We start from the raw sequence: 24297 nt of genomic DNA on the forward strand, positions 1-24297 counted from the left end.
TATGAGGAGGTGAAATCAATGAAAACTAACAAACTTCTTCTCCCTAGCAGCATAGATAGAGGTCAAGGTAAAGCCGTTCACCGTATTCCTGCCAATATCAAACCAACACAAAGATTGACTAGATTTACCGTCCTTTGGGTTAACAACGCAGGCGTACCTTTCAATACGACAGGCTTTACCTGCCAAGCACGCACATTGGGCGGAGTTTTTATCGGTACAGCTAGATTCGACAGCTTTGGAACAGCTGTTTTCAATAACATCTTCACGCCAACGAACAGAACGATCGTTATCCGCACTTTTGACCGATTTGGCGTCCTTTTCCGCACACGCACAGTTCCTGCTCGCGTATCTGCCTATGCGATTATTGGTTAATTGATAGTGAAAGAGGGCTATCCCCGCAGCATGAAGATGCTGTGGGGTGGCCTTTTTTTTACTTTCTCGCTTTCTCGCTTTCTTACTTTCCTGCACTCCCTACTCCCCCTCGCGCCACTTCGATTCATTATACTGACTAACTGACGAAAACCTGCGAATTTACATCCTTTTCCTCGTCTATCCTCTACTTAACCGCACATGCTGCAAAAATACATCTTTTCCCCACGATTACGCCGATCCAGCTGCGTTTCTCTCCAAATGCCTGCATATTTGCAGGTATTTGCTATTTCCACGCCAAAATACCCGAAAAGCCTGCACATTTGCAGGCTTTTCAGCTCATCCACTTATCAGCACGCCATCTTACCATCCCACTGGCACGCCACCTCACCAAAAAAACTTAACCAGCACCCATGAAAACCAGAATTGAAAAAAGACCCCAGCATCCGCTAGGGTCTCTTACTCACTTATCTATATCCGCTCATTACACTACGAACGAGCTTTTCAACGACACGATCAAGTTAAACACCAGATGGTCTGGTGTTGTGTACTTCGGATCCACGTTAAAGTAACCGTGGCGGAAGAACTGGAACTTGTCATGCGGGTTCGCAGCCTTCATGTTGTCTTCCACGAAGCCATGCACGATTTGCATGGAGTTCGGATTGACCTTATCCAGGAAAGAAGCCTCTTCCTCGCCTTCCTCATCATCCAAAATCAACGGCTCATACAAGCGGAACTCCGCTGGTACAGCGCTTTTCGCGTCCACCCAGTGGATGGTGCCTTTGACTTTACGGCCAGTGAAGCCGCTGCCGCTTTTGGTCTCAACATCATAGGTGCAATGCAACTCAACCACGTTGCCATCGGCATCCTTGATGAAGTCGTTGCACTTGATGAAGTAGGCGTTTTTCAAACGCACTTCATTGCCGGGAAATAAGCGGAAATACTTAGCCGGCGGATTTTCCATGAAGTCGTCTTGCTCGATGTAGATCTCGCGCGAGAACGGAATCATGCGATTCCCCATTTCTGGGTTCTCGGAGTTGTTCTCCGCTTCCAGCATCTCCACGCCATCCTCAGGATAGTTGGTGATGACAACTTTGAGCGGATTGAGCACACCCATCGTGCGCAGCGCCTTCAGCTTCAAGTCCTCGCGGATGAAGTGATCCAGCATGCGAGTGTCAACGACACTGCCGCCGCCGCCTTTGGATACGCCAAGCTCACGGACAAAATTGCGAATCGATTCTGGTGTTAAACCTCTGCGGCGCATTCCGGAAATCGTAGGCATACGCGGATCGTCCCAACCGTCTACGACTTGCTCGTCCACGAGTTGTTTCAATTTTCTTTTGCTCGTAACGGTATTCTTTAGACTGATACGGGCGAATTCATATTGTCTTGATATATTCGGCATCTCGCACTCACGAATAACCCAGTCATAGAAAGGACGTTGATCTTCAAACTCGCTAGAACAAAGAGAGTGTGTGACACCTTCAATAGAATCTTCAAGCGGGTGTGCGTACGTATACATCGGATAGATGCACCACTTATCTCCTGTATTATGGTGATGTGCATGGAGAATACGGTAGATGACAGGGTCTCTCAGATTAATATTGGGCGATGACATATCAATTTTGGCGCGCAGCACACGCTCACCGTCTTTGAATTCACCAGCACGCATACGCTCAAATAGGGACATATTTTCCTCTATCGTACGTTCACGATAAGGACTGTTGGAACCGCCTTGTGTCAGCGTACCACGAGTCTCACGGATTTGATCTGCAGATTGGTCATCTACATAAGCCAGTCCTTTGCGAATCAAGACTAATGCTCGGCTATACATCTCTTCAAAATAGTCCGATGCAAAGAAAAGCCCGTCCCATTTAAAGCCAAGCCATTCTACGTCTTGTTTAATGGATTCCACATATTCAACATCTTCTTTGACCGGATTCGTGTCATCAAATCGCAGGTTCGTCAATCCATTGAAATCATCCGCAATTTCAAAGTTCGTGCATATCGCCTTTGCATGTCCTATATGAAGGTAACCGTTCGGCTCCGGGGGAAATCGGGTCACGACCTGACTGACTTTGCCTGATTTCAAATCTTCGTTTACAATGTTCTTAATGAAATTTGATATTTCGCTTACGTTAGCTTCAGCGTTTTTCGTTTCCATATGTGCCCAGCCTTTCTCCCACGGGTTAAAGTTTTATTTTCTATCATACACTAAATGGTACTCAAATATAAAGGAGACAAGAAGATGGAATCATTCGAGCATTACTTAGATCAATATGCAGAGCTTGCTATTCGTGTCGGATTAAATGTACAAAAGGATCAAACGGTCGTGATCTCAACGCCGATAGCCTGCGCGGATTTCGTTCGCAAGCTTGCAAAGAAAGCCTATGAAGCTGGAGCCAAAGATGTAGTCGTCGATTGGGATGACGATGAAGTGAAGGCTTTACGCTTGAAGAATGCACCAGACGATACCCTGCGTACATATCCAATGTGGCGCGCGAAAGGCCTGGAAGAGATGGCGAAGGATGGCGCTGCCTTCTTGTCGATTTACGCACCTAACTCTGATTTGTTAAAAGATATTCCACCAGAGCGTGTAGCTATGTCCAGCAAGGCTGCAGCTACAGCGCGTGAAGGCTATCTTTCCTATACGCGCAGCAACAAAGTCAACTGGTTATTGGTTTCCTACCCGACCGCGGAATGGTCTGCCAAAGTATTCCCGAACCTAGGCGAATCCGAGCGTGTGACGAAGCTGTGGGAGCAAATTTTCACACTGACACGTGTCGATAAGTCCGATCCTGTTGCCGCTTGGAAAGAACATATCGGAACGTTGACGGCGAAGATGAACCTGCTCAACATCAAGAAATTTAAGCAGCTGCATTTCCAAGCACCAGGTACAGACCTGTACATAGAGCTAGCTGCGAAGCATCAATGGGTTGCCGCAGGCAGCGAATCCGAGAGAGGCATTTTCTTCGTGCCAAATATCCCAACGGAAGAAGTCTTCACGATGCCAGCACGCGGCGGAACGAACGGTACCGTTCGCAGCACTTTGCCGCTAAGCTACCAAGGCTCGTTGATCGATGGCTTCAGTCTCACCTTTAAGGATGGCCGCGTCGTCGAAGCGACTGCCGAAGTCGGTCAAGAAGTGCTCAACAACATGTTGAACATGGATGAAGGTGCACGTTATTTGGGCGAGGTTGCCCTCGTGCCTTATGATTCACCGATTTCACAATCGGGCCTCATCTACTACAATACGCTGTTTGACGAAAATGCGTCCTGTCACGTCGCGCTTGGCAATTCCTACCCGTTCACCATCGAGGGTGGGACAGCCATGAGCCCCGAGGAACTCGAAGCAAACGGCTATAACAAGAGTTTAATCCACGTGGATTTCATGATTGGATCGAAGGATATGGCGATTGACGGTATTCTTGCAGACGGTACCCGTGAGCCACTTTTCCGCAATGGAAACTGGGCATAGGCCGTACGATAACCACTGCACCATGTATAAAGACCGCTCGTACTTGGAGATTCCTCCGAGTATAAGCGGTCTTTTTTTGCACATCGATTAATCTTCGTCTACCGGATTCGGCATGCGCATCATGCTAGTACTTAAGGTTTGAACCACGGCTGCTTCTTTCAGCTTCCACTGGCCCTTGTGCCATCTCCATATCGAAGTGACATAACCGAGTGTATCGGCATTGGCGATACCCGTGATTCGTTGAACACCCTTCAACTCACAGATGCCATCCCGATCCGTATCGATAGGTTTCAGCAAGCTGTACGCATCCACATTCACAATAAGCGGCTTAACAAGCTTCCCTTGGTTGTAAATGCCAAATTGCTCATAAGCTTCCTTTCGGTCTGCAATGTCGAGGGTGAAGGATTTGCCGGTCTCCTCAATCTTCATCTTCACCTTATAGTTATTCTTAAAGGTCGCTTTGACACGGAGCGGCTCCGGCATCGGAATCGCAGTGGGTACGTTATTTTTGAGCGAATAGATGTAATTGGAAGTGAAACCACCGCTGCCGCCTGTATCGGAAGTAACATAGATCTGAGGCAGCTTATCGTGGATAAAATCACAAAAATCCATCCTCGGGTTATACCCGCCTTCTAACGGAATCACGACCTGCGCCTGACCCTGTCCGACGACGGAGATAAATAGCTTGTCATAATAGGGACTGTTCAAATCCGATTTCAGACCGACAAGGGAGACGATCTCGAACTGGCCATCGCCCGTGACATCGATCTCTCGTGTTTGGATCAGCTGGCCCTGACCACTCTGAGGAGGCGTAAGCTGTGTTGATGGCGGTGGTACCACTGCAGCTTCCACCGACTGGCTGAGGCTCAAAGCACTGCACAAGACCATACCTATTGCTGCTGTGCGCAGCGGAATCATAAAACGTTTTCTAAACCGAGACATTGTTCGCACTTCCCATCATGGAATTGAATTCGGTTTATTATTTCAAATTTTTCCATGAGGTATGCGGCAAATCATTACAATAGAGGCGGTTTGCGGCACTGCGTGGCCTGCTCGAACGCATACGCAAGCTTAATCAGCATGGGCTCACTGAAAGCTCCGGCGGCAAACATGACACCCATAGGACCTTTGCTTGTGTACCCAGCGGGTACAATCAGAAGCGGATAGCCTGCTCTGGCGGCAAGATCCTCGCCCTCATCTTTGGGAAAGAACAACGCATCGAGTTGATACGTTTCGAGGGCATGGTCAATGCCTTGCTGCCGTGTGAGCTCTCTATATGCCTGAAGACTCGTCAGATAAGCCTCTTCAGTTAATGTTCCCTTAGCATCCTGTGACCAAATCAGCGTATCCTGCCCATAGACCAACGCCTTCTCTGCGTGCGCTTCATTGAATGCAATAACCTCCTGTAAGGAGTGAACCGGCGTCTTCGAGGGATCTAGTTTCCCTAGATAAGCGTTGAGATCTCTTTTGAACTCGTAGAGTAGTACATCATAGTTCCAGACGGCATCTTGGCAAGGAAGCGCCACGTCATCGATCACAATCGCGCCCTCATCTCGCAACACCTGAATAGCTTGCTCCGCGATTTGCCGTTCTTCCTCATCCAACTGTTGATAGTACCAACGTGGAATCCCTATTCTGGCTTGATGAAGCCCTCGGCGTTCGAGAAATGGCGTATAATCTCGATGACCTTGCCCATCACTAGCAAGGCTATGTGCATCCGAACCATCCACACCTGTCATCGCGCCTAGCAAAACAGCCGCATCGCTCACCGTTCGTGTCATCGGACCCGGCGTATCCTGACTGCTAGAAAGCGGTATAATGCCTGTACGGCTTAATAGACCTACCGTAGGCTTCAAGCCAACAAGACTGTTATGTCCTGCTGGATTGACGATAGATCCTGACGTCTCTGTGCCAATAGCTGCCACTGCAAAGCCCGCCGCAACTGCCGCACCTGACCCCGAGCTGGATCCGCCAACCTCAAACCTGCCCGGTCCATAAGGATTCACCACTTGCCCGCCTCGTGAGCTATAGCCCGAAGGCATGGCAACCGCCATGAAATTCGCCCATTCTGTCATATTCGCTTTGCCAAGCAGCACCGCACCAGCTTCACGCAGCTTTGCAGCGATATAAGCATCTTCTGTCGCCACATGATCAGCCAAACAGATCGACCCTGCACTGGTGTGCATGCGATCCGCCGTTTGAATATTGTCTTTGAGCAGGATAGGAATACCATGCAGAGGACCTCGGCTCCCACCTTCCACACGTTCTCTATCTAAGGCTCTTGCAACCTCTAGTGCATCTGGATTCAGCTCCAGCACCGCATTAATCTTGCCGTTATAGGCCTCAATTCGACTACGATAGTAATGCACTAGGTCAACGGAGCTAATCTCCCGTCGTTCCAACGCAAGTTGAAGAGTTTGAATATCCGCATTTGCCATCAATTCTTCCGATATACGCGTCACGATCCACCGCCACCCTTCTACGATTCATGCTAAACTAATTCCCTAGGCATTCAGCTTTACCTTCTTCCCATTGGATACAAAGGATTTCCACCATCACAATCGAATTAGTTAGAAGAATACGACCAGAGTCAATGAGGTGCTTTTTTTGAAAATAGATCGTTTACTCGCCATCACCATGCTGCTGCTCAATCGTCGACGCATAAGTGCCAAGGAACTCTCCGAACGTTTCGAAGTGTCCCTGCGCACCATTTATCGGGATGTGGAAGCCATTAACCAAGCTGGTATTCCCGTTGTTTCCTATGCAGGACTCAGTGGTGGTTATGAAATTATGGACCAATATCGGCTCGACCGTCAGTTCTTGTCTTTGGAAGAGCTGCAATCGATCATCATCGGCCTCAAAGGGATACGCGCTTCGGTAGGCGACCAGGAAATCAGCAATTTGCTAGATAAGGTTGGCGCGTTAGTTGCCAAATCCGAACAACCCGCTGCAGCGCAACTGGGCAACCAGCTCATCTTCGACATGAATCCCTGGCGTAATGGCCATCAAGATACGGAGCATATTACCGTTCTGCGTACGGCCATCAAGGAAACAAGGCTCGTCACCTTTTCCTATCTATCATCGCAAAGCGAATTGTCCGAGCGAACCATTGAACCGATGGGGATCGTCGTAAAGGGCTTCGGCTGGTATTTGTACGGGTATTGCTTGCTGCGTGAGGATTTTCGTGTATTCCGCTTATCCCGTATACAAACCATCGAGCTGCTGTCCCAAACCTTCGAGCGCAAACAGAAAACCTTGGAGACACTTGATTATCGTTGGAGCAAAAGAGACACCTCCACCCTTATTACGCTCGTGCTGCATGCACAGCCGAATGTCAGGGCGAAGATCGAAGACTACTTCCAGCCTGAGCATGTGACCCTCCAAACCGACGGAACACTGCTGGTCAAAGCGATGCAGCCTGATGAACCTTGGCTCTATAGCATGCTGCTCGGCTATGGACCCAGCTTGCGTATTCTCGAACCTTTGCATATCGCAGCAGCTGTCATAGAGATGGCAGAAAAAATTGTTGCCCTCTATTCGAATCACTGACATGCTGTTGTCAGCAAAGCTTGTCTATACTGAGAATAAGAAATAAAAACTTTGAGGAGGACAACCCCCATGTTTAAAATGATTGAAGATTTCGCCATCGAATACAGCCGAGAAGCACAAGGCACACAACGTGTGTTTGACGTCCTGACAGATGCTTCACTTGCTCAAAAAATCACGCCTGAACTTCGTTCGCTTGGACAAATTGCTTGGCATATTGCGACGACAATTCATGAAATGCTATCTCGCACAGGGCTGACATTCGACGCTCCTGAAGGGGAAGAGATTGCCCCTGCTTCTGCGAAAACCATCGCTGACACCTACCGCACCTCATCTGCCGCAGCCATCGAAGCCATTCGTTCGCAATGGACCGACGAGAAGCTGACCGAAACTAGCGACATGTACGGTGATCAATGGCCTAACGGGCTTACATTACGCGTCCTCATCTCGCACGAAATTCATCATCGCGGTGAAATGATTGTGCTTATGCGCCAAGCTGGACTACTCGTACCAGACATTTACGGACCTACACGGGAAAGCTGGATTGGTATGGGCATGGAGCCGTTGGTATAAATAGTCGTCGTTTAAACAGAAAGAGTTGCCTCACCAAGTCCTCTTAAGGACTGATGGGACAACTCTTTTTTCATGCGCAATGTTATCCACCAACCAACCTCTTCACGGAACCATCCCGATACCCGACGATTACCTGACTCGCCATCCCGACAAATAGCCCATTCTCCACAACACCTGGAATGCTGTTCATAGCCTGATGAAGCTCCGCAGGATTAGGAATAGTGCCAAAATAACAATCAATGATGTAATTCCCATTGTCTGTTACATAGGACTGATTGTCAGCAACTCTGACTTGGGGCTCGCAGCCTAGTGCTTGAAGATTTCGAACCGTCAGTTCATAACCAAATTGGACAACTTCTACAGGAAGAGGAAAGGTGCCCAGTCGCTCAACGACTTTGCTTTCATCAACGACCACGATCAGCTTCTTACTTGAAAAAGCAACGATCTTCTCCCGCAGCAGTGCGCCTCCTCCGCCTTTGATTAAATGCCAATCAGAGTCGACTTCGTCTGCCCCATCAATTGTGACATCGATTTCTGTGATATCTGCAAAAGGAATAAGCGGGATGCCCAACTCCTTGGCCAAATTCTCGGAGGCTACGGAAGTGGCAACCGCCTGAATCTTCAGGCCGTTTTGCACGCGAAGTCCGAGACCTTGAATAGCCCAATAGGCTGTTGAGCCTGTCCCCAAACCAACAATCATCCCATCTTGGATATCCATTATGGCTAGCTCTGCTGCTGCTTTTTTCGCTTCCATCTCTTCATGCACCTCACTTCTATGGATACGTTTCTCATCTCACTAGTTTAACACAATTCAGGAATTTAGCTGCTCCGCTAGGCCAGAAGGAATCCATGCGGGGATTCCCCTCATGGGCTATACTGGAATAAAAAGGAGGCGATCCCTGATGCAAAATAAAACGGTACTCGTCACCGGAGCCAACTCGGGTATGGGCCTGGCTACGACAGTGGCATTGGCCAAGCTTGGCGCTAAGGTTATTATGCTCTGCCGCAACCAGCAAAGAGGCGAGAAGGCGCTTGCAGAAGCCCACAGCCAAAGCGGATCCGCGCACATCGAGCTAATGCTGTGCGACCTCGCTTCACTTGCGAGCATTCGCGCCTTCACAGCAGCGTTTCTGGCTAAGCACGACGTGCTCGACGTGCTTGTGAATAACGCAGGTGTCGTCACCGTGAAGCGGCAGACCACAGCAGATGGCTTCGAGGCCATGATGGGTGTCAACCATCTCGGCCACTTCCTGCTGACCCAGCTTCTGCTGGACGCCATTATCCGCGCTCCGCAGGGGCGGATCGTCAATGTCTCTTCCGGCGCCCACAAAATCGGGCGCATCGATTGGGCGAACCCTCACCTGCAGCGAGGGTTCCGGGTCTGGAACGGATACGCCCAGTCGAAGCTGGCGAATATCCTGTTCACCCGCGAGCTCGCGAAGCGGCTCGCAGGCACTTCGGCCACGGCCAACTCGCTCCATCCGGGAGCCGTGGGCACGAACATCGGTGTCGATCGCGACACCGGGTTTGGGAAGGCCGTCCATGCGATGATGCGGCCATTTTTCTTGACGCCGGCGCAGGGTGCGGATACGGCGGTGTACTTGGCCACGAGCCCGGACGTACGGGCAGTCAGCGGCGAGTACTACTACAGGCGGAAGATTGCGCCTGTGTCTGTCAGAGCGAAGGACGATGCGTTAGCTCGTCAGCTCTGGTCTTGGAGCGAGGAGCAGGTCGGACTCGCTGGCGGGGCGTAAGAGACGCGTTGGAGGACTGCACCCTCGCTAACAGCGGATAGCTGATCCCAGATAAGGGTACCTTATAGGGAGCATTTACCTTATGTTCGGAGTGTGACGACCTTGGACTTCTTTCGCAGTCAAGAATCACTAACCACCCTGCAATGGATTTTACGAGCCATTGTTGGCTACTTTTTTCTGCTTATCACGGCCAAAGCCTTAGGCCAACGCTCCATCTCGCAGTTGCGGTTTCTCGACTTCGTCATCGCTCTTATCCTAGGTAATATCATGGCACATCCGCTCTCTGATGAGCACTTAGGTTTAAAAGGCTCCATGATCACGACCGTTGCGATCGTGGTGCTCTATCTCCTAACTTCTTGGCTGAGCCTCAAATGGAACTTCCTCAAGCATCTCTTTGAGCCGTCACCCTTGACGCTAATTGAACATGGACAACTTCGTTTAGATGGGCTGCGTAAAGCCAAAATCTCCGTCGACCACCTCTTCTCAGAGCTCCGCAAACAACAAGTTGAGGATATTGGGAAGGTTGCGCTGGCTCTGTGGGAGCCTGGCGGCATGGTCTCTGTCTTCCTCGAACCCCAGCATCAAACGGTGACTGCCAAAGATATGGCAATCCCAAGCGATCCTTTCTCCCTTGTGAAGCCACTGATTATCCAAGGGGCCTATGATACCAAGTTGCTCGCGCAGCACGGCAAAGATTTGGCTTGGCTGGAAGCAAAGATGATGGCCGCACATGCTCAACTTGAGCATGTCGTGCTCGCAACGATTGATGATCAAGACCAAATCCGTGTGTACACGGAGCTGGATAAACCGGATAAAGACGAATTGACGCTGCATTAAGCGTTGATTCGTTTTTTGGTTCAACAATCCCCTACCTTCCATATTCCCCTCTGGGGGACGCGACAAAACATTTTATTGTACAAATGCCTAAATAAATAGAAATGACCCCGCCTCAAGCATCGGCATCACCCCAGATATGGGCACTGTCCTTTGCTGCCGGCGGGGTCATCATCAACCCTCACATAAACCGCTTTTCTACCCTTTTGCTAATAACCAAAGAAATCGCAATGAATAAGGCCACATAAATAAGCTCATACGGATTGTTCACGAACCTCTTCAAATCGTAACCTATAAAGCTTACGGACATAACCATCACCGCTTTGCCTGCAGCAACCGCCACGAGGAATGATCGAAACCGCATCCGGACCAGCCCCGCCGCCATATTAATGACCACGAAGGGTCCCAGTGGAAATAAGCTAAGGATAAAAACATAGTTGAACGCTTGGCGCCGCGCCCAGTTGAGGCTTTTTTGGACTTTCGGCTTCTGCGACCAGCGTACGAGATAGGGGTGGCCTGCCACCTTTTTCACAATCGCAAATGTCACCAAGCATCCGCACACAATTCCGATCCATGAGTAGAGAAAGCCAAGCCACAGCCCATACACTGTCGCGTTCACACTAATGATCACTAGCGTTGGAAGTGGGGGAATGAAGGATTTCATAAAGGGAAGCAAAAGTCCCGGCAGTGGACCTAATGAGCGGTACTTGTCCAAAATCAGCATGAGATTCTCTTCAGTTAAATAAGATAAGAGCTCTTTGATATCCATATGGCGTGAAAAGTCGACAATCTTCGACCTTCCCTCTCCTCTCGTTCATATGGCACGATTATAGCACGACGGCCCCATCCGCGCACGATGAAGCACAAAACAAGCTGACACCGGATGCACCCAGTATCAGCTTAAGATTTTGATCTTATTTGAACGTAGAGGAACTTATTTGAACTTATCAGGGAACTGCTTGATAATCCCATCCGATAACATATCGGCATACATGATCATATGATCTTCGCCTTTATCATAAGCAAGGATATCAGCGTTCCAATCCTTTTTAAGTCTTGCTGTCACCTGCTCGGTAAGAAATTGCAAATGTCCATAAAGCATGTCTTGCTGTTCCTTCTGTGACCAGTTCGGGTTAGCAGCGCTTAGAAACTTGGCAATATCATCCGCATTCCGGTACCATTCTTTGTTGAATTTCGCGAGTTCGGCCTGATTACCAGCTTTGGCCGCGTCTATGACACCGCCTGCTAATTGGATGTGTTCCCGCAAGAGGTCAGCCAGCTTATTACCCGCCGCATCTCCATAGAACGGCTTCACCGCATTGCCGATATCCTGCTGATTCTTCAGCAGTCTAGCCAATACGTCCTTCTGATCCTCCACCCCAGCAATCGCACTGATGAGATAGCTCCTTGTCCAACCTACATGATCGATCCATAGTCTCCTTAGATCTTCCTTGAGCTTCACCTTGGAAGGGTTCATGCAAAGCACAGAACCAGGCTCTTTCACAGCTGCCTGTGCGCCATTTGGCGTCAATGTAAAAGAGAGAACCATCGCTACGAGCAGCGTTACTACTAGGAACCTTCGTTTCATAAAAACCTTCTCCTCTGTAAACAATTCTCGAACATGGTTTATTTTGAGGAGATACCACCGTTTTTATACCCAATCTCTGCCGCTATAAACATAAAGACCCTATTGTCTTCGCTCGAAAGCGAGACGCACCGCCAACCCCGTTAACACGCTCCCCATCAGCCACCGTTGGAACTTTAACCACTGCGGACGTGTGCCGAACCAACTCGCAATGTGACTTGCCGTCAGCACGATAAGAAGGTTGACGGTAAAGCTCACCGTGATTTGCGTGAGTCCCAGCGCAGCGCTCTGCAGCAGTAACGACCCCCTTGCTGGATCCTCGAATTGAGGTAGAAGAGACACATACAGGACCGCAGCTTTCGGGTTGAGCAGATTCGTCATGAAGCCCATCAGAAATAGCTTCTTAGGTGGGTCAACGGGTAGATCCCGAGCTGTCAGTACCGACCTAGCGCCTGGCTTCACAGCCTGCCATGCAAGCCATAGCAAGTAGGCTGCTCCGGCAAGCTTTACTGCATCAAACACAAAGGGAGCCGCCAAAAACAATGCCGAGAGCCCTAACATCGTAATCACGATGTAGACGAGGAAGGCAAGTACAATACCTAATAGTGAAATGATTCCCGCCATCCGCCCCTGAGTGATTGAACGTGAAATCAAATAAATCATGTTAGGCCCAGGCGTGCACACCATGCCTAGTGAGACTAGGGCGAAGGCTAGTAGCGTTGTATATGTCATATCGCGGAAATCCTCCCTCCCTCTTTTTCGTTTATACGTTTAGCAAATGTAAAAGCAGACTCTTCTGAACATGCATCCGATTCTCCGCTTGCTGATAAATGATCGAATTCTCCGACTCAATCACCTCTTCAGCAATTTCAAAGCCTGGATGAATCGGCATATCATGCATGATATAGGGTGCATACTTCCCAAGGCTTCGCTTATTGATCTGAAAAGGCATCATAATATCTATTCGTCTATGTTTCTCTTCCTGATAAGCGTCATCCGAGAAACACTCCATATCGACCCACGTGTCGGTGTAAATAAAATCGGCCTTCTTCATTGCTGCCGACAAAACTTCAACTTCCTCCACATACCCGCTCTGATAAGCCCGCTGCATCAGTTCTACGTCCCACGAAGCCTCATTGACAATAGGTGTGACCAGTATCAGTTTAATCCCCAAGGTCATACAACCTGCAACTAAGGAATTAGCCACATTATTATGAATACCAACATAGGCCAACGTTACACCTTCAAAAGATCCTTTTACTTCGTACATCGTCATAAGATCAGCAAGCGCTTGGCAGGGGTGGTATTTCTCACAGCAGCCATTAATGACTGGCACTTGCGAATAGGCAGCTAATTCTAGTAAATCCGTATGTTTTTTGAGCCTGGCCATGATGATATCGCAGTTCCTAGACACATAACGGGCTTCGTATTGAATGGGAGAGATCCGAAAGTTACTAGAATCCCAATCCATATTCACTGCATAACCACCCATCTGATGAACTCCTGATTGAAAGGAAAGAGCCGTTCGCGTCGATGATTTTTGAAAAAGCATAAGCAACCCCTTACGCTCGCAGTGGTCGTAGTACGCCTTGGGATTGTTTTTTATCTCAATACCCCTCGTAATAATGGACAACAAGGTTGCTTTATCAAGCTCTTGTAGGGTTAAAAGGTGCTGCAACTTCGTCACCGCCTTTGTATATTTATACGTCATTTTGCATTTTAATACATTCTATGTTGAGGAGAGCCATATGTCAATAGTTGTATATAGCAGGAAGTCTGACAACGTGTCACGAAATTTAAAAGGGTACGATTTTATTGCGATTGCCAACTACGCCGGACAGCTTCGACTGCCGTTCCTGCAGTGAACTGTCGAACATTCTAGGTAACAAGGAGAGGACGTATTTCCGTGAAAATTACGAAATTAGAATTGTTTAAAGTGCCGCCAAGATGGTTGTTTTTGAAAATCGAAACGGATGAAGGTATTACAGGATGGGGAGAACCTGTCGTAGAGGGGAAAGCCGATACGGTCGCAGCAGCTGTGATGGAAATGAGCGACCAAATCATCGGGAAGGATCCGATGCGAATCGAAGATATGTTTCAAGTGCTGTACCGCGGAGGGTTTTATCGGGGAGGCCCCATCCTTTCCAGCGCGATTTCTGGGATTGAACAAGCTCTCTGGGACATTAAGGGCAAGTTCTACAACGCCCCTGTTTATGATTTATTAGGTGGAGCTTGCCGCGACCGTACGCGTGTCTATTCCTGGATTGGCGGCGACCGCCCAAGTGACGTAGGTGAATCTGCGAAGCAGCAAGTTAAAGCTGGCTTCACCGCGGTGAAAATGAACGCTACAGAAGAACTTCATTATATTGATTCAATCCGCAAAGTAGATGAAGCCATTGCCCGTATAGCGGCCGTTCGTGAAGCCGTCGGAAAAGACATCGGTATCGGCATCGACTTTCACGGTCGTGTACATAAATCAATGGCCAAAATCATCGTGAAAGAACTCGAGCCTTATCGCCCGATGTTCATAGAAGAGCCTGTTTTGCCTGAAAACAATGAGGCATTGAAGGAAATCGCTCGCTATACCTCATGTCCCATTGCCACGGGAGAGCGTATGTATACGCGTTGGGGCTTTAAAGAACTACTCGCCCAAGGCATCGTAGATATTATTCAACCGGATCTTTCGCATGCTGGCGGGATTTTGGAAACTCGCAAAATTGCCGCAATGGCCGAAGCCTATGATATTGCCATTGCACCGCACTGTCCGCTTGGTCCTATAGCCTTAGCGTCCTGTCTGCAGCTGGATATTTGCTCGCCAAATGCGTTCATCCAAGAGCAAAGCCTCGGCATTCACTATAATCAAGGCAGCGATCTGCTGGATTATTTGAAAGATCCGTCTGTCTTCCAGTACGAAGCAGGCTTCGTGAAGAATTTGACCGCTCCCGGCCTCGGGATCGAAATCAATGAAGAGAAAGTCCGCGAAATGGCGGCCATCGGACACAATTGGAAGAATCCAATTTGGCGTCAAGAGGATGGTACTGTGGCGGAGTGGTAAAACCTCTCTAGCAGCACAAATAAGTCGTCCTACACTTCCTTGAGGAATTGTGGGACGACTTATTTTATTTGAATGACACTCTTGATAAATCCGCCACCATCTGCGGAATAGATGGAAAACCTCCAGTTAATTCCTGAGCAATTCCTCTAAATCGCAGATTAACTGGAAAAACTCCAGCTATATCAGCTGAAAAACCCTGATACACGGGGTATGACTCAATTTTAGCTGTAGAAATTCCAGTTAGTTTCGCAAAAAGAACTATTTATGCTAAATTAGCTGCAGGAAATCCAGTTATTTCATTTGATGATCTGAGAATGACATAAAATATGATTTAGAGGAGGGAAAGCCTATATCGACGGCTTAAGCCTCCAGCGGATGAACCGCCTCATGGAGCAACTGCTCCAGCTCGGCGGTGTAAGCCGCTGTCTGCGCTTCGCTCCAGCCGAAGCGCTCCGCCAGGAAGGCCGTCGCCGCAGCCTTCCACTGCCTTGCCCACGCGATGTCGAAGAAGAGGGCGCCCGTCCGGCGGATGAAGAAATCCGCCGGCTTCACGACCATCTCGCGCTCGATCGCGTACACGAGCGCAGCGAGCACCGCAGCGGGCATGCCCCGCCGCTCCGCCTCAGCCCGGTGCTGCTCCAGCAGCGCGAATACGGTGTCCACGTTGGACCCGTATCGCTGCGCGAGCAGCATCGTCTCTGACTCGGTCAGCCCCAGTCGCAGGCCTTGGCTGACCTTGCTGCGCAAGAACGGCGCCAGCTTCGCGGAGCCGCCCACATTGCCGCCAGATATCGGCAGCGTCTTCGTGCGGCTCGGCGGGAGCGCCGCCGAGACCTTGCCCTCCGCCACCAGCATGGCGGCGATCTGGTTCACGACCGACTCCGCCATTTTGCGGTAGCCGGTCAGCTTGCCCCCGGCCATCGAAATGAGGCCGGAGCCCGAGATGAAGATTTCGTCGCGGCGCGAAATCTCAGAAGGGTCTTTGCCCTCTTGATGGATCAGCGGGCGCAGCCCGGTCCAGCTCGATTCGACGTCAGCCTCCGTCAACCCGAGGGACGGAAACATCTCGTTCGCGGCACGCAGCACGTAGGCGCGATCAGCCAAAGTAATACGGGGATTCGCAATATCCCCCTTGTAGTTCGTGTCGGTCGTACCGACATAGGTTTTGCCATCGCGTGGGATCGCAAACACCATGCGCCCGTCCGGCGTATCGAAATAGATCGCCTGCCCCAGCGGGAACCGGCTCTGATCAAAAACCAAATGCACCCCTTTGGTCAAATGCAACGTTTTACCCTGTTTCGAGCGGTCCATTTCACGAAGGGTATCCACCCACGGTCCCGCTGCATTCACGATTTTACTCGCAGACAGCGTGTACGAAGCCGTGTGATCTTTCCCGCCAGCTTCGGCTAGTTGATCCACTACGCGCACGCCAACCAACGTGCCATCCTTCACGATCAATTCCTCGACCTTAGCGTAATTCACCGCCATCGCGCCGAGCTCCACCGCTTTTTTCATCACCTCAATCGTTAACCGCGCATCATCCGTACGATATTCCACATAGTAGCCGCCGCCTCTAAGATCCTTCTTCTTGAGCAAAGGCTCGTGCTGCAAAGTCACGTTAGGGCTGAACATTTTGCGTCGTTCCGAGCGTTTAACCCCTGCTAAGAAGTCGTAGACCCGCAAACCAAGCGATGTAGATAACTTGCCGAACGTTCCACCTTTATAGAAAGGCAGCAGCATCCACTCCGGTGTCGTCACATGTGGCCCATTTTCATAGACAATCGCCCGCTCTTTACCGACCTCGGCTACAACCTTCACGTCCAGCTGCTTCAAATACCGCAGTCCACCATGCACCAATTTCGTCGAACGACTCGACGTCCCTGAAGCAAAGTCCTGCATCTCAATCAACGCCGTACGAAGCCCGCGACTCTGAGCGTCCAGCGCAATCCCCGCACCCGTTATCCCGCCGCCAATCACAATCACATCGAATTGCTGCTGTGTCATTGCCTCGAGCGTCTCTTTTCTTTTTAACCCGCTAAATTGTGTATGTTGTCCTGTTTTCATTTGATCCGTCACCTTAATCTCTCCTCCATGTATGAAAAAAGGAAAAACCACAACAAGCCTATCACGTTTGCACGTAAAGGTCCGCTGTGGTTTCTCCTAGTCTCCAACCGAATATGAACTTGTTAGTTGTAGTATAACACTGTATGCCTTTATTTAAAAGCGATCGCGGCATTTACCGCCTTTTTCCATCCGCTATACAACTTTTCTTGTAAATCAGCTGCCATTTCCTGCTCAAAGGCCCGATCCACCTGCCACTGCGCCGAAATTTCCGCCTGATCCTGCCAGAAACCAACCGCAAGACCAGCTAAGTAAGCCGCCCCAAGCGCCGTCGTTTCATTAATAACTGGACGCTCCACCGTGACACCCAGCATGTCGCTTTGGAATTGCATGAGGAAGTCGTTTTTGACGACACCGCCATCCACCCGCAGCTTCGTAAGCTCAATGCCCGAATCGTCCTCCATCGCCTGCAGCACGTCTTTCGTCTGATAAGCAAGAGATTCCAAGGTTGCCCGGATAAAATGTTCCTTCGACGTCCCCCGCGTCAGCCCAAAAACCGCTCCCCGCACATCGCTGTCCCAATAAGGCGTCCCAAGTCCGACAAAAGCTGGAACCACGTACACGCCTTCTGTAGAGACAACTCTTTTGGCATAATCCTCGGAATCCTTCGCTGACTTGATCATCCGCAGCCCATCCCGCAACCACTGAATCGCCGATCCTGCGACGAAAATACTGCCCTCCAGCGCATACTCAACCTTCCCGTTCAAGCCCCATGCAATGGTTGTCAAAAGGCCGCTACGCGACGGAATCGCATGATTCCCTGTGTTCATCAGCATGAAGCAGCCGGTGCCGTAGGTGTTTTTGGCCATGCCTTTTTCAAAACACGCCTGACCGAACAAAGCTGCCTGCTGATCCCCTGCCGCACCCGCGATTGGAATCGCCGCTCCAAAGAAGAGGCTTTCCTGCGTATGCCCATATACCTCAGATGACGAACGAACTTCCGGCAGCATTGCTGCTGGAATGTCCAAATGACCCATGAGTTCCTCGTCCCACTTTAGCTCATGAATGTTGTAAATGAGTGTCCGCGAAGCGTTGGAGTAATCCGTGACATGCGCCTTGCCACCCGTCAGCTTCCAAATGATCCACGTATCCATCGTGCCGAAAAGCAACTCACCGCGCTCCGCCTTTGCTCTGGTACCCTCGACATGATCTAAGATCCATTTGATTTTGGTCGCCGAAAAATACGCATCAATCAGCAGCCCCGTCCGCTCCCGGAACAGGTCGCTAAGGCCAGCAGCCTTCAACTCCTCGCAAATGTCCGCCGTCTGCCGCGACTGCCAGACAATCGCATGATAAACCGGCATGCCCGTATGCCGATCCCAGACAACCGCCGTCTCCCGTTGGTTCGTGATGCCAATTCCCGCAATTTCCGTGGGCTGCACCCCGGACTCTGACAGCAAGGTCGCGATCACACTTTGAATGGACAGCCAAATTTCGTTCGCATCATGCTCCACCCAGCCTGGTTTCGGAAAATACTGCTTAAACTCCTGCTGCGCGGTGTGGATGATGCTCCCTTTTTGATCAAATAAAATGGCTCTAGAACTAGTTGTCCCCTGATCGAGGGAAAGCATATAAGAGGGCTTGGATCCCGTAGTTGTCATCGTTTGGAAGAGCCACCTTTCGTAGGTTCATAATGCTGCCATAGCTCATGGTTTGAGGTTGTCACAGCCGTGGCACCCGCCGCAAGCGCCTGCTCCACATCATCGACAGAACGAATCAGGCCACCTGCAAAAATCGGAATACCCGAGCGCTCCTTCACCTCTTTGATAATGTGCGGAATGACACCAGGCATGACCTCGATGTAATCCGGCTGTGAGCGTTCAAGCAACGTGTAGCTTTTATCCAGTGCTGAGCTATCTAGCAAAAAGAGTCGTTGAATCGCGATCAAGCCATTCTGCCTTGTCTTGGTAATCACATTGCCACGCGTGGAAATAATCCCCGCAGGACGAATGCTTTGACACAGAAATTCCGCTGCGAACTCGTCGTTTTTCAGACCCTCTATTAAATCCGCATGAAGCAGCATCTTCTTCCCGTTCGCTCTACCGAGGTCAACAATGCTTTTGAGCTGCCCAATATGACTGTCAAGCAGCACGATATACGTATAAGAAGACTTCATGAGCTTCTCTAAATCCTTCATTTTACGAATGGCTGGCAAAATACATTGATCCTGTAATGACATGCGCTTCACCTCGATTTCCTGAACCTATCTGAACGTATCTAAACAGGACGAACACGACAAAAAGACTCACCAAGATTCGCCTTCTCTATTCAAAGGGCAATCCAAGTGAGTCTCCTGTTCTCCGTCACATGTTATTAACTTACCTGTATTTTACTGAAAGAGGGGACACCATGTCAATGGCTGATGGATGCACCTGCAGAGCTTAATTGGCTAAGGCCTTGCGTACGGCCAAAATATACTTCGACTGATCCAGCGGGTTGACGCCGCGCCGCTTACGTTCAGCATGAACATCGGGAGGGCTTGGCTGATAGCCGGCAAAAGAGGACGTAATCACGCCACGCCCGCCTGACATGGCACTAAGCTTCACAGGGTATTCCAGAGATGTTGCCACTGGAAGTCGTCCTTCCAGGACGAATCGTCCTCCCGCTATGCTAGGCGGATCGAAGGTTGCCCGCATCTGTACCAGATCGCTGAGCACCTTGCCACCGAACTCTTCGGGTACGGTGATCCTTACTTGCAGCATTGGCTCCAGCAGCGTCGTGCCCGTCTGGCCGAGCCCTTGCATGATGCCCATGGGCGTTGCGACGGCAAAATCGAGCGGATGGGTGTGCCAGACGTGATGCTCACCCTCTAGAAGAGTCACCTTCACATCGGTGACTTCCCAACCGAGCAGCCCCTGCTGCAGCGCCTCCGGCACGCGGCGCGCCACTTCATTCTGGTACTGCACGAGCAGCTGCTCGCCGCGTACCTGAGACTGGTACACGAGCCCACTGCCCGGCGCACCTGGCTCGATATGAAAACGTAAGATCGCCCAGCACGGCTTGGGCATCGTATAGGCTATGAAGCCTTCACCTGCTTGCGAAGGCGTTTCTTTGTAGATGACGGAAGGTTGGTCGAACCTTACGTTTAAGTTGAAGCGCGAGCTTAAGAGACTTGTCAGAATCTCGAGCTGGATCGCGCCCATGACCTTGACGTGCAGCTCACGCTCGTCCTGCAGCCATTGCAGATCGAGCAGCGGATCTTCGTCCGTGAGCTCTTGCAGCGCGGCGACGAGCGCCGGATACTGTGCATCGCTCTCCGCATGCACCTGCACGGTCAGCAGCGGCACTGCCATGCGCGGCGCAGGCGGCACGCTGTCCGGTCGGCCGAGCACATCGCCGATCCGCACCTGCGTCAAGCCGCAGACGGCCGCGATGTCGCCAGCCGCAACAATGCCGAGGTCTTCGGCTTTGCGCCCGTCGATGCGGCGAATCTGGGTCACCTTCTCCTCCACGCCCTGCGTGGCGTTGACGACGGTGTCCCGGTTACGGATCGTCCCCTCGTAGAGGCGGACGTACGCCATGCGCCCCATGGTCTTGTCGCGCTCGACCTTGAAGACCACAGCCGACAGCGGCTGCTCTGCATCGCCGCGCGGCTCAGGCAAATACTCGAGGATCGCTGCGAGCAGCTCCTCGATGCCTATGGCTTTGCTGGAGGCTCCGACCAGCAAAGGAAAAGCTTCCCCCTGCCGCGCGTATCGCTGCAGGGCGGCCTTGACGTCGTGCGCCGTGATAGGCGCACCTTCGATATAGCTCGTGAGCAGCGGCTCATCGAGCTCGGAGAGCTTTTCGACCGCGGCTGCGAGGTCGAATCCATGGAGCGCGCCGGCTGCGGGCGGCGCGTCATCCAATACGTTCCGCGCGCCGCGGAACGTGTCCTCGATGCCCATCGGCGCATAGATGGGCACCGCCATCCCCGTGAGCTGCTTATGAATCTCCTGTAGGACGCGTTCAGGGTCAGCCCCGACGCGGTCTAATTTATTCATATATAGCAGCGTTGGGATTTTAAGCGATTGCAGCGCATGCCAGATCATTTCCGTCTGCGACTGCACGCCCTCCACGGCAGAGATAATCAGAATCGCTCCATCCATCACACGTAAGGAGCGCTCCACTTCCGACAAGAAATCGACGTGACCTGGCGTATCTACCAGATTGATCCATGTATTTTGCCACACTAGACTTGTCGTTGCGCTGCGAACCGAAATCCCCCGCTCACGTTCTACGTCCAGAGAATCCGTTTGTGCCGTCCCGCTATCTACACTGCCTAGCGCGCGAATGCGCCCGCTTAGATATAGCAAATGCTCTGTAGTTGTCGTCTTTCCCGCATCAACGTGCGCGAAAATCCCCACGTTCCTTCTCGACACTATGCGTTTCTCATCTGTCATTCCCGCTCCGGCCCCTTTGGCTTTCATTCTTTCTTCTATTATACTCAAAGAGAGTCCATTTGGATAAGCCAACCAATTCGCTCTTCCTGCTTGAAGATTTAAAGTGAAGGTGTCGCCGTTAGAAAATGATTTTTCTGAGGAGGAATTGTTATGCACCAGCCCACTGTGCCTACTACAACCATTCAACTTCATAATCAGCACCCTGCCATCATCGCTTTATCACAAGCTGACCCGAAATTAGCTAGGTTGATCGAGCTCATCGGTGAACTCACACTTACACCCAGCTTTCGCCCCTATGAGTCTCTCGTCATGTCGATTATTTCCCAGCAACTCTCAGCCAAAGCCGCATTAACGATCAAAACCAGAGTTAAAGCGATCATTCCCTCCATTACGCCAGAGGATGTTCTAGCTACAGACGAGGAAGCCATCCGCCAATGCGGTGTCTCTTATCCCAAAATCCGCTACATTCGCGACCTAAGCACCAAGGTGCTGAGCGGTGAAGTCATGCTGGATCAGCTGCAAGATGTAGATACCACAGAACTTCTGAAGCAGCTAACGAGTGTCAAAGGAATCGGAGTTTGGACCGCTGAAATGTTCCTTATCTTCACCTTAGGACGACCCGACATTTTATCCCTCGGTGATGCTGGTCTACAGCGTGCAGCCCGCTGGCTGCATGCACTTCCTGAGCGCCCAGACAAAAATTACTTAGGCGTCGCCGCCGAAGGATGGGCTCCTTATCGCAGCTTCGGTTCCCTCTATTTATGGCGTGCCATCGATACAGGGCTCGTGGATTCGGGCCTGCCGGTGGAAGCATGCGAGAAGCCGATGCAGGCATAGAAATGCCCAGTGTCTGCTAATTCTAGGGGGAGTAACGCGACCAAAGCTCGCCTCCCCGCTTCCACCAAAGCCCTTACACGAAAAAAAACGCAAGCAGTCATCCATCAGGACCCACTCACGCTCACTTTCACTAAAACTCACTAGCTCGCTTAGCTCAACCGCCCCCGATGCCCCTCAACAAATCTAACTGGATTTTATGTAGCTAATTTTGCTAATTTTCACCCAAAAACAAGAATAGCTGGATTTCCTACAGGTATTTTCAGCTTTTAGTTGCCATGTCACCAAATCAGTCTATATTAGCTGTACTTTTTCCAGCTAATCATCCAATTTTGATGAAATACACCTAAATTAACTGTATGATTTCCATTTAGTTAGCCTCCTAGGCAGCTTGCTGTTCCTCTACTTCAACTCACCTTGATTCCCAAGCACATCACGCTACTTCTCACGCGCCACATCAGCCCGCAGCCCTCGCAAATACGTCTGCAACAACCGACGCAAGCTCTCATCCCGATCTAGCCCCATGCGGAAGCCATTCCGATGCTCGAGGGAGGCGAATCCGTGCACCATGCTCCGAAAACCGCGCACCACGTGCAGTGCATCTTCCTCACTGAGCCCATACGGCGCAAGGATGCGCAACAGGAAGCTTACAACCCCAGCGCCGACTTCTTTCAGCTCGGGATCTTCATAATCAGGCAGCGCTGAGATCGCCTCGTACAGACCTGGCTGCTTCCGAGCGAAATCCACATAAGCTACACCAGCAGCCAATAAGGCTTCATCCTCTGCTTTACCAATCACGGCTTCGATCATCGCTTCCTTCACGAGGAGAAGCCCTCGCTTAGATAGCTGCTTGCGCAGATCAGGCAAGCCCTTGATGTGATTGTAAAGGGAAGGTGTTTTAATAGTCAGTTTGGTCGCCAATGCAGCCAGCGAAAGCTGCTCAATTCCTTGCTGATCTGCCAGTTCGATTGCCGCTTGCAAAACCGTTTCTGCATCTAATCCTTGTCGAATCGCCATCTTATCCTGTGCCCCTCTATTCTAAATAGTCGCTGATGTACCTTGGAATTTCGCTGTCGCTTCGTCGAGCGCAGCATCCATAATGGCGACCGGCTGCTCAAGCATCCGTCCATGTCCGACTGCCAGTATGCTAGGTTCTAGCTGTCTTAATCGGCGTGTACTCGCCAAGGAAGCTTCTTTACTCCACGTCGCCAAGGCTGGGAACGGGAATTTCCATTTCACCACACCGGATACCGCTACTCCGCCTCGCACTTGGAAAGCATCCCCGGCGATCAAAGCCCGACTCCGTACATCGAGGAAAGCCATGGAACCAGGGGTATGACCAGGTGCAGCGTAAGCTTGCAACGAACCAATCCGATCCCCATCGGCCAATAGCACATCAGGTTTCGTCTGAATTCCTTTCGGAACGCCACCTTTTATCGGCGTTTGAGGTTCATCCGCCTCCAACTCCACGTTGCCTGCCAACAGTTTCGCATCCCTTCTGGAGATGTATACTTGTGCATGAGGTAATTCCTTTTTCAAACCGTCTAATGCACCAATATGATCCCCATGCGCATGTGTCAGAACGATACGTGTAATTGGCTTCCCAATTTGCTTTGCCGCCTGCAGAATACCTTTCACACTGAATGGTAAAGCTGCATCAATCAAAGTTAATTCGGCTTCTTCCTCAACCAAGTAACAATTTACTGGGAAAAACCTCGGCATAAAAGCCAATTGGTACAAATGTCCGTTTTGCGTTATTTTCATAT

22 protein-coding genes are annotated in these 24297 nt (G+C 50.7%); 8 read left to right on the forward strand and 14 right to left on the reverse strand.

All coding sequences use genetic code 11. From position 1 onward, the window contains the following. Window positions 1-18: 18 nt before the first annotated feature. On the forward strand, window positions 19-372 hold the full coding sequence (locus AC58QM_RS23245) for a hypothetical protein (protein ID WP_497287237.1): 354 nt from the start codon (window positions 19-21) through the stop codon (window positions 370-372). A 481-nt stretch (window positions 373-853) separates the two neighbouring features. Here AC58QM_RS23245 and AC58QM_RS23250 read toward each other — a convergent pair whose 3' ends face one another. Continuing rightward, the gene (locus AC58QM_RS23250; protein ID WP_497287238.1) at window positions 854-2533 is read right to left on the reverse strand and encodes a glutamine--tRNA ligase/YqeY domain fusion protein; all 1680 of its coding nucleotides are present in this window, start codon (window positions 2531-2533) and stop codon (window positions 854-856) included. An 84-nt stretch (window positions 2534-2617) separates the two neighbouring features. Between AC58QM_RS23250 and AC58QM_RS23255 the strand changes: the two genes are divergently transcribed. Next, window positions 2618-3847, forward strand: coding sequence for an aminopeptidase (locus AC58QM_RS23255; RefSeq protein ID WP_497287239.1), 1230 nt, complete (start codon window positions 2618-2620; stop codon window positions 3845-3847). An 87-nt stretch (window positions 3848-3934) separates the two neighbouring features. Here the strand turns inward: AC58QM_RS23255 and AC58QM_RS23260 are convergent, their stop codons facing one another. Continuing rightward, window positions 3935-4789 carry a YybI family spore inner coat protein gene (locus tag AC58QM_RS23260; protein ID WP_497287240.1) on the reverse strand — a complete coding sequence of 285 codons (855 nt, stop codon included), beginning with the start codon at window positions 4787-4789 and terminating at the stop codon, window positions 3935-3937. 74 nt (window positions 4790-4863) lie between these two features. Next, entirely contained in the window at window positions 4864-6309 is a 1446-nt protein-coding gene (locus AC58QM_RS23265; protein WP_497287241.1) for an amidase family protein, read from the reverse strand. Window positions 6310-6454: 145 nt separating this feature from the next. Here AC58QM_RS23265 and AC58QM_RS23270 point away from each other — a divergent pair, with 145 nt between their 5' ends. Both AC58QM_RS23270 and AC58QM_RS23275 read left to right on the forward strand, forming a co-directional pair. Continuing rightward, on the forward strand, window positions 6455-7396 hold the full coding sequence (locus tag AC58QM_RS23270) for a helix-turn-helix transcriptional regulator (protein ID WP_497287242.1): 942 nt from the start codon (window positions 6455-6457) through the stop codon (window positions 7394-7396). Between the two features lie 69 nt (window positions 7397-7465). After that, entirely contained in the window at window positions 7466-7966 is a 501-nt protein-coding gene (locus AC58QM_RS23275) for a DinB family protein (protein ID WP_497287243.1), read from the forward strand. A gap of 82 nt (window positions 7967-8048) precedes the next feature. Here the strand turns inward: AC58QM_RS23275 and rpiA are convergent, their stop codons facing one another. After that, complete coding sequence (gene rpiA, locus AC58QM_RS23280) at window positions 8049-8720, reverse strand: ribose-5-phosphate isomerase RpiA (protein ID WP_497287244.1); 672 nt, start codon at window positions 8718-8720, stop codon at window positions 8049-8051. A gap of 55 nt (window positions 8721-8775) precedes the next feature. Here rpiA and AC58QM_RS23285 point away from each other — a divergent pair, with 55 nt between their 5' ends. After that, complete coding sequence (locus AC58QM_RS23285; protein ID WP_497287437.1) at window positions 8776-9720, forward strand: SDR family oxidoreductase; 945 nt, start codon at window positions 8776-8778, stop codon at window positions 9718-9720. Window positions 9721-9822: 102 nt separating this feature from the next. Continuing rightward, a complete protein-coding gene (locus tag AC58QM_RS23290; protein WP_497287245.1) occupies window positions 9823-10557 on the forward strand; it encodes a DUF421 domain-containing protein in 735 nt (244 codons plus the stop codon). Between the two features lie 178 nt (window positions 10558-10735). Here the strand turns inward: AC58QM_RS23290 and AC58QM_RS23295 are convergent, their stop codons facing one another. The 4 genes from AC58QM_RS23295 to AC58QM_RS23310 form a co-directional block, all read right to left on the reverse strand. Continuing rightward, window positions 10736-11323, reverse strand: a complete 588-nt coding sequence (locus AC58QM_RS23295; RefSeq protein WP_310500063.1) for a TVP38/TMEM64 family protein — start codon at window positions 11321-11323, stop codon at window positions 10736-10738. Window positions 11324-11488: 165 nt separating this feature from the next. After that, window positions 11489-12142: a glycosyltransferase gene (locus AC58QM_RS23300; protein ID WP_497287246.1), complete on the reverse strand. Its 654-nt coding sequence runs from the start codon at window positions 12140-12142 to the stop codon at window positions 11489-11491. Window positions 12143-12241: 99 nt separating this feature from the next. Further along, the gene (locus tag AC58QM_RS23305) at window positions 12242-12871 is read right to left on the reverse strand and encodes a LysE family translocator (protein ID WP_497287247.1); all 630 of its coding nucleotides are present in this window, start codon (window positions 12869-12871) and stop codon (window positions 12242-12244) included. Window positions 12872-12902: 31 nt separating this feature from the next. Beyond that, window positions 12903-13817: an ornithine carbamoyltransferase gene (locus tag AC58QM_RS23310; protein ID WP_497287248.1), complete on the reverse strand. Its 915-nt coding sequence runs from the start codon at window positions 13815-13817 to the stop codon at window positions 12903-12905. Between the two features lie 228 nt (window positions 13818-14045). Between AC58QM_RS23310 and dgoD the strand changes: the two genes are divergently transcribed. After that, window positions 14046-15194 (forward strand): galactonate dehydratase, encoded by a 1149-nt coding sequence (gene dgoD, locus AC58QM_RS23315; RefSeq protein ID WP_497287249.1) that lies wholly within the window; start codon window positions 14046-14048, stop codon window positions 15192-15194. Between the two features lie 360 nt (window positions 15195-15554). On the opposite strand, the gene AC58QM_RS23320 is transcribed toward dgoD, so the two are convergent. The 4 genes from AC58QM_RS23320 to AC58QM_RS23335 all read right to left on the reverse strand — a co-directional run bounded on the left by AC58QM_RS23320 (window position 15555) and on the right by AC58QM_RS23335 (window position 21697). Then, complete coding sequence (locus tag AC58QM_RS23320; RefSeq protein WP_497287438.1) at window positions 15555-17258, reverse strand: glycerol-3-phosphate dehydrogenase/oxidase; 1704 nt, start codon at window positions 17256-17258, stop codon at window positions 15555-15557. A 149-nt stretch (window positions 17259-17407) separates the two neighbouring features. Continuing rightward, window positions 17408-18916, reverse strand: a complete 1509-nt coding sequence (gene glpK, locus AC58QM_RS23325; RefSeq protein ID WP_497287250.1) for a glycerol kinase GlpK — start codon at window positions 18914-18916, stop codon at window positions 17408-17410. Further along, window positions 18913-19494, reverse strand: coding sequence for a glycerol-3-phosphate responsive antiterminator (locus tag AC58QM_RS23330; RefSeq protein ID WP_497287251.1), 582 nt, complete (start codon window positions 19492-19494; stop codon window positions 18913-18915). Before AC58QM_RS23330 ends, glpK begins: the two co-directional genes overlap by 4 nt. Window positions 19495-19696: 202 nt before the next feature. Further along, window positions 19697-21697, reverse strand: a complete 2001-nt coding sequence (locus AC58QM_RS23335; RefSeq protein ID WP_497287252.1) for a GTP-binding protein — start codon at window positions 21695-21697, stop codon at window positions 19697-19699. Between the two features lie 150 nt (window positions 21698-21847). On the opposite strand from AC58QM_RS23335, the gene AC58QM_RS23340 reads away from it, so the two are divergent. After that, a complete protein-coding gene (locus AC58QM_RS23340; protein WP_497287253.1) occupies window positions 21848-22534 on the forward strand; it encodes a DNA-3-methyladenine glycosylase family protein in 687 nt (228 codons plus the stop codon). A 435-nt stretch (window positions 22535-22969) separates the two neighbouring features. Here AC58QM_RS23340 and AC58QM_RS23345 read toward each other — a convergent pair whose 3' ends face one another. Continuing rightward, window positions 22970-23548, reverse strand: a complete 579-nt coding sequence (locus AC58QM_RS23345) for a TetR/AcrR family transcriptional regulator (protein ID WP_497287254.1) — start codon at window positions 23546-23548, stop codon at window positions 22970-22972. A 21-nt stretch (window positions 23549-23569) separates the two neighbouring features. Then, the gene (locus tag AC58QM_RS23350; RefSeq protein ID WP_497287255.1) at window positions 23570-24295 is read right to left on the reverse strand and encodes an MBL fold metallo-hydrolase; all 726 of its coding nucleotides are present in this window, start codon (window positions 24293-24295) and stop codon (window positions 23570-23572) included. Window positions 24296-24297 lie beyond the last annotated feature (2 nt).

The organism is Paenibacillus sp. J22P165, assembly GCF_059692015.1.

Bases quoted from the DNA above. Each gene is read 5' to 3' on its own strand.
- AC58QM_RS23245 (WP_497287237.1), top strand. From the start codon at position 19: ATGAAAACTAACAAACTTCTTCTCCCTAGCAGCATAGATAGAGGTCAA.
- AC58QM_RS23250 (WP_497287238.1), bottom strand. From the start codon at position 2,533: ATGGAAACGAAAAACGCTGAAGCTAACGTAAGCGAAATATCAAATTTC.
- AC58QM_RS23255 (WP_497287239.1), top strand. From the start codon at position 2,618: ATGGAATCATTCGAGCATTACTTAGATCAATATGCAGAGCTTGCTATT.
- AC58QM_RS23260 (WP_497287240.1), bottom strand. From the start codon at position 4,789: ATGTCTCGGTTTAGAAAACGTTTTATGATTCCGCTGCGCACAGCAGCA.
- AC58QM_RS23275 (WP_497287243.1), top strand. From the start codon at position 7,466: ATGTTTAAAATGATTGAAGATTTCGCCATCGAATACAGCCGAGAAGCA.
- rpiA (WP_497287244.1), bottom strand. From the start codon at position 8,720: ATGGAAGCGAAAAAAGCAGCAGCAGAGCTAGCCATAATGGATATCCAA.
- AC58QM_RS23295 (WP_310500063.1), bottom strand. From the start codon at position 11,323: ATGGATATCAAAGAGCTCTTATCTTATTTAACTGAAGAGAATCTCATG.
- AC58QM_RS23300 (WP_497287246.1), bottom strand. From the start codon at position 12,142: ATGAAACGAAGGTTCCTAGTAGTAACGCTGCTCGTAGCGATGGTTCTC.
- AC58QM_RS23305 (WP_497287247.1), bottom strand. From the start codon at position 12,871: ATGACATATACAACGCTACTAGCCTTCGCCCTAGTCTCACTAGGCATG.
- AC58QM_RS23320 (WP_497287438.1), bottom strand. From the start codon at position 17,258: ATGAAAACAGGACAACATACACAATTTAGCGGGTTAAAAAGAAAAGAG.
- glpK (WP_497287250.1), bottom strand. From the start codon at position 18,916: ATGACAACTACGGGATCCAAGCCCTCTTATATGCTTTCCCTCGATCAG.
- AC58QM_RS23330 (WP_497287251.1), bottom strand. From the start codon at position 19,494: ATGTCATTACAGGATCAATGTATTTTGCCAGCCATTCGTAAAATGAAG.
- AC58QM_RS23335 (WP_497287252.1), bottom strand. From the start codon at position 21,697: ATGACAGATGAGAAACGCATAGTGTCGAGAAGGAACGTGGGGATTTTC.
- AC58QM_RS23340 (WP_497287253.1), top strand. From the start codon at position 21,848: ATGCACCAGCCCACTGTGCCTACTACAACCATTCAACTTCATAATCAG.
- AC58QM_RS23345 (WP_497287254.1), bottom strand. From the start codon at position 23,548: ATGGCGATTCGACAAGGATTAGATGCAGAAACGGTTTTGCAAGCGGCA.
- AC58QM_RS23350 (WP_497287255.1), bottom strand. From the start codon at position 24,295: ATGAAAATAACGCAAAACGGACATTTGTACCAATTGGCTTTTATGCCG.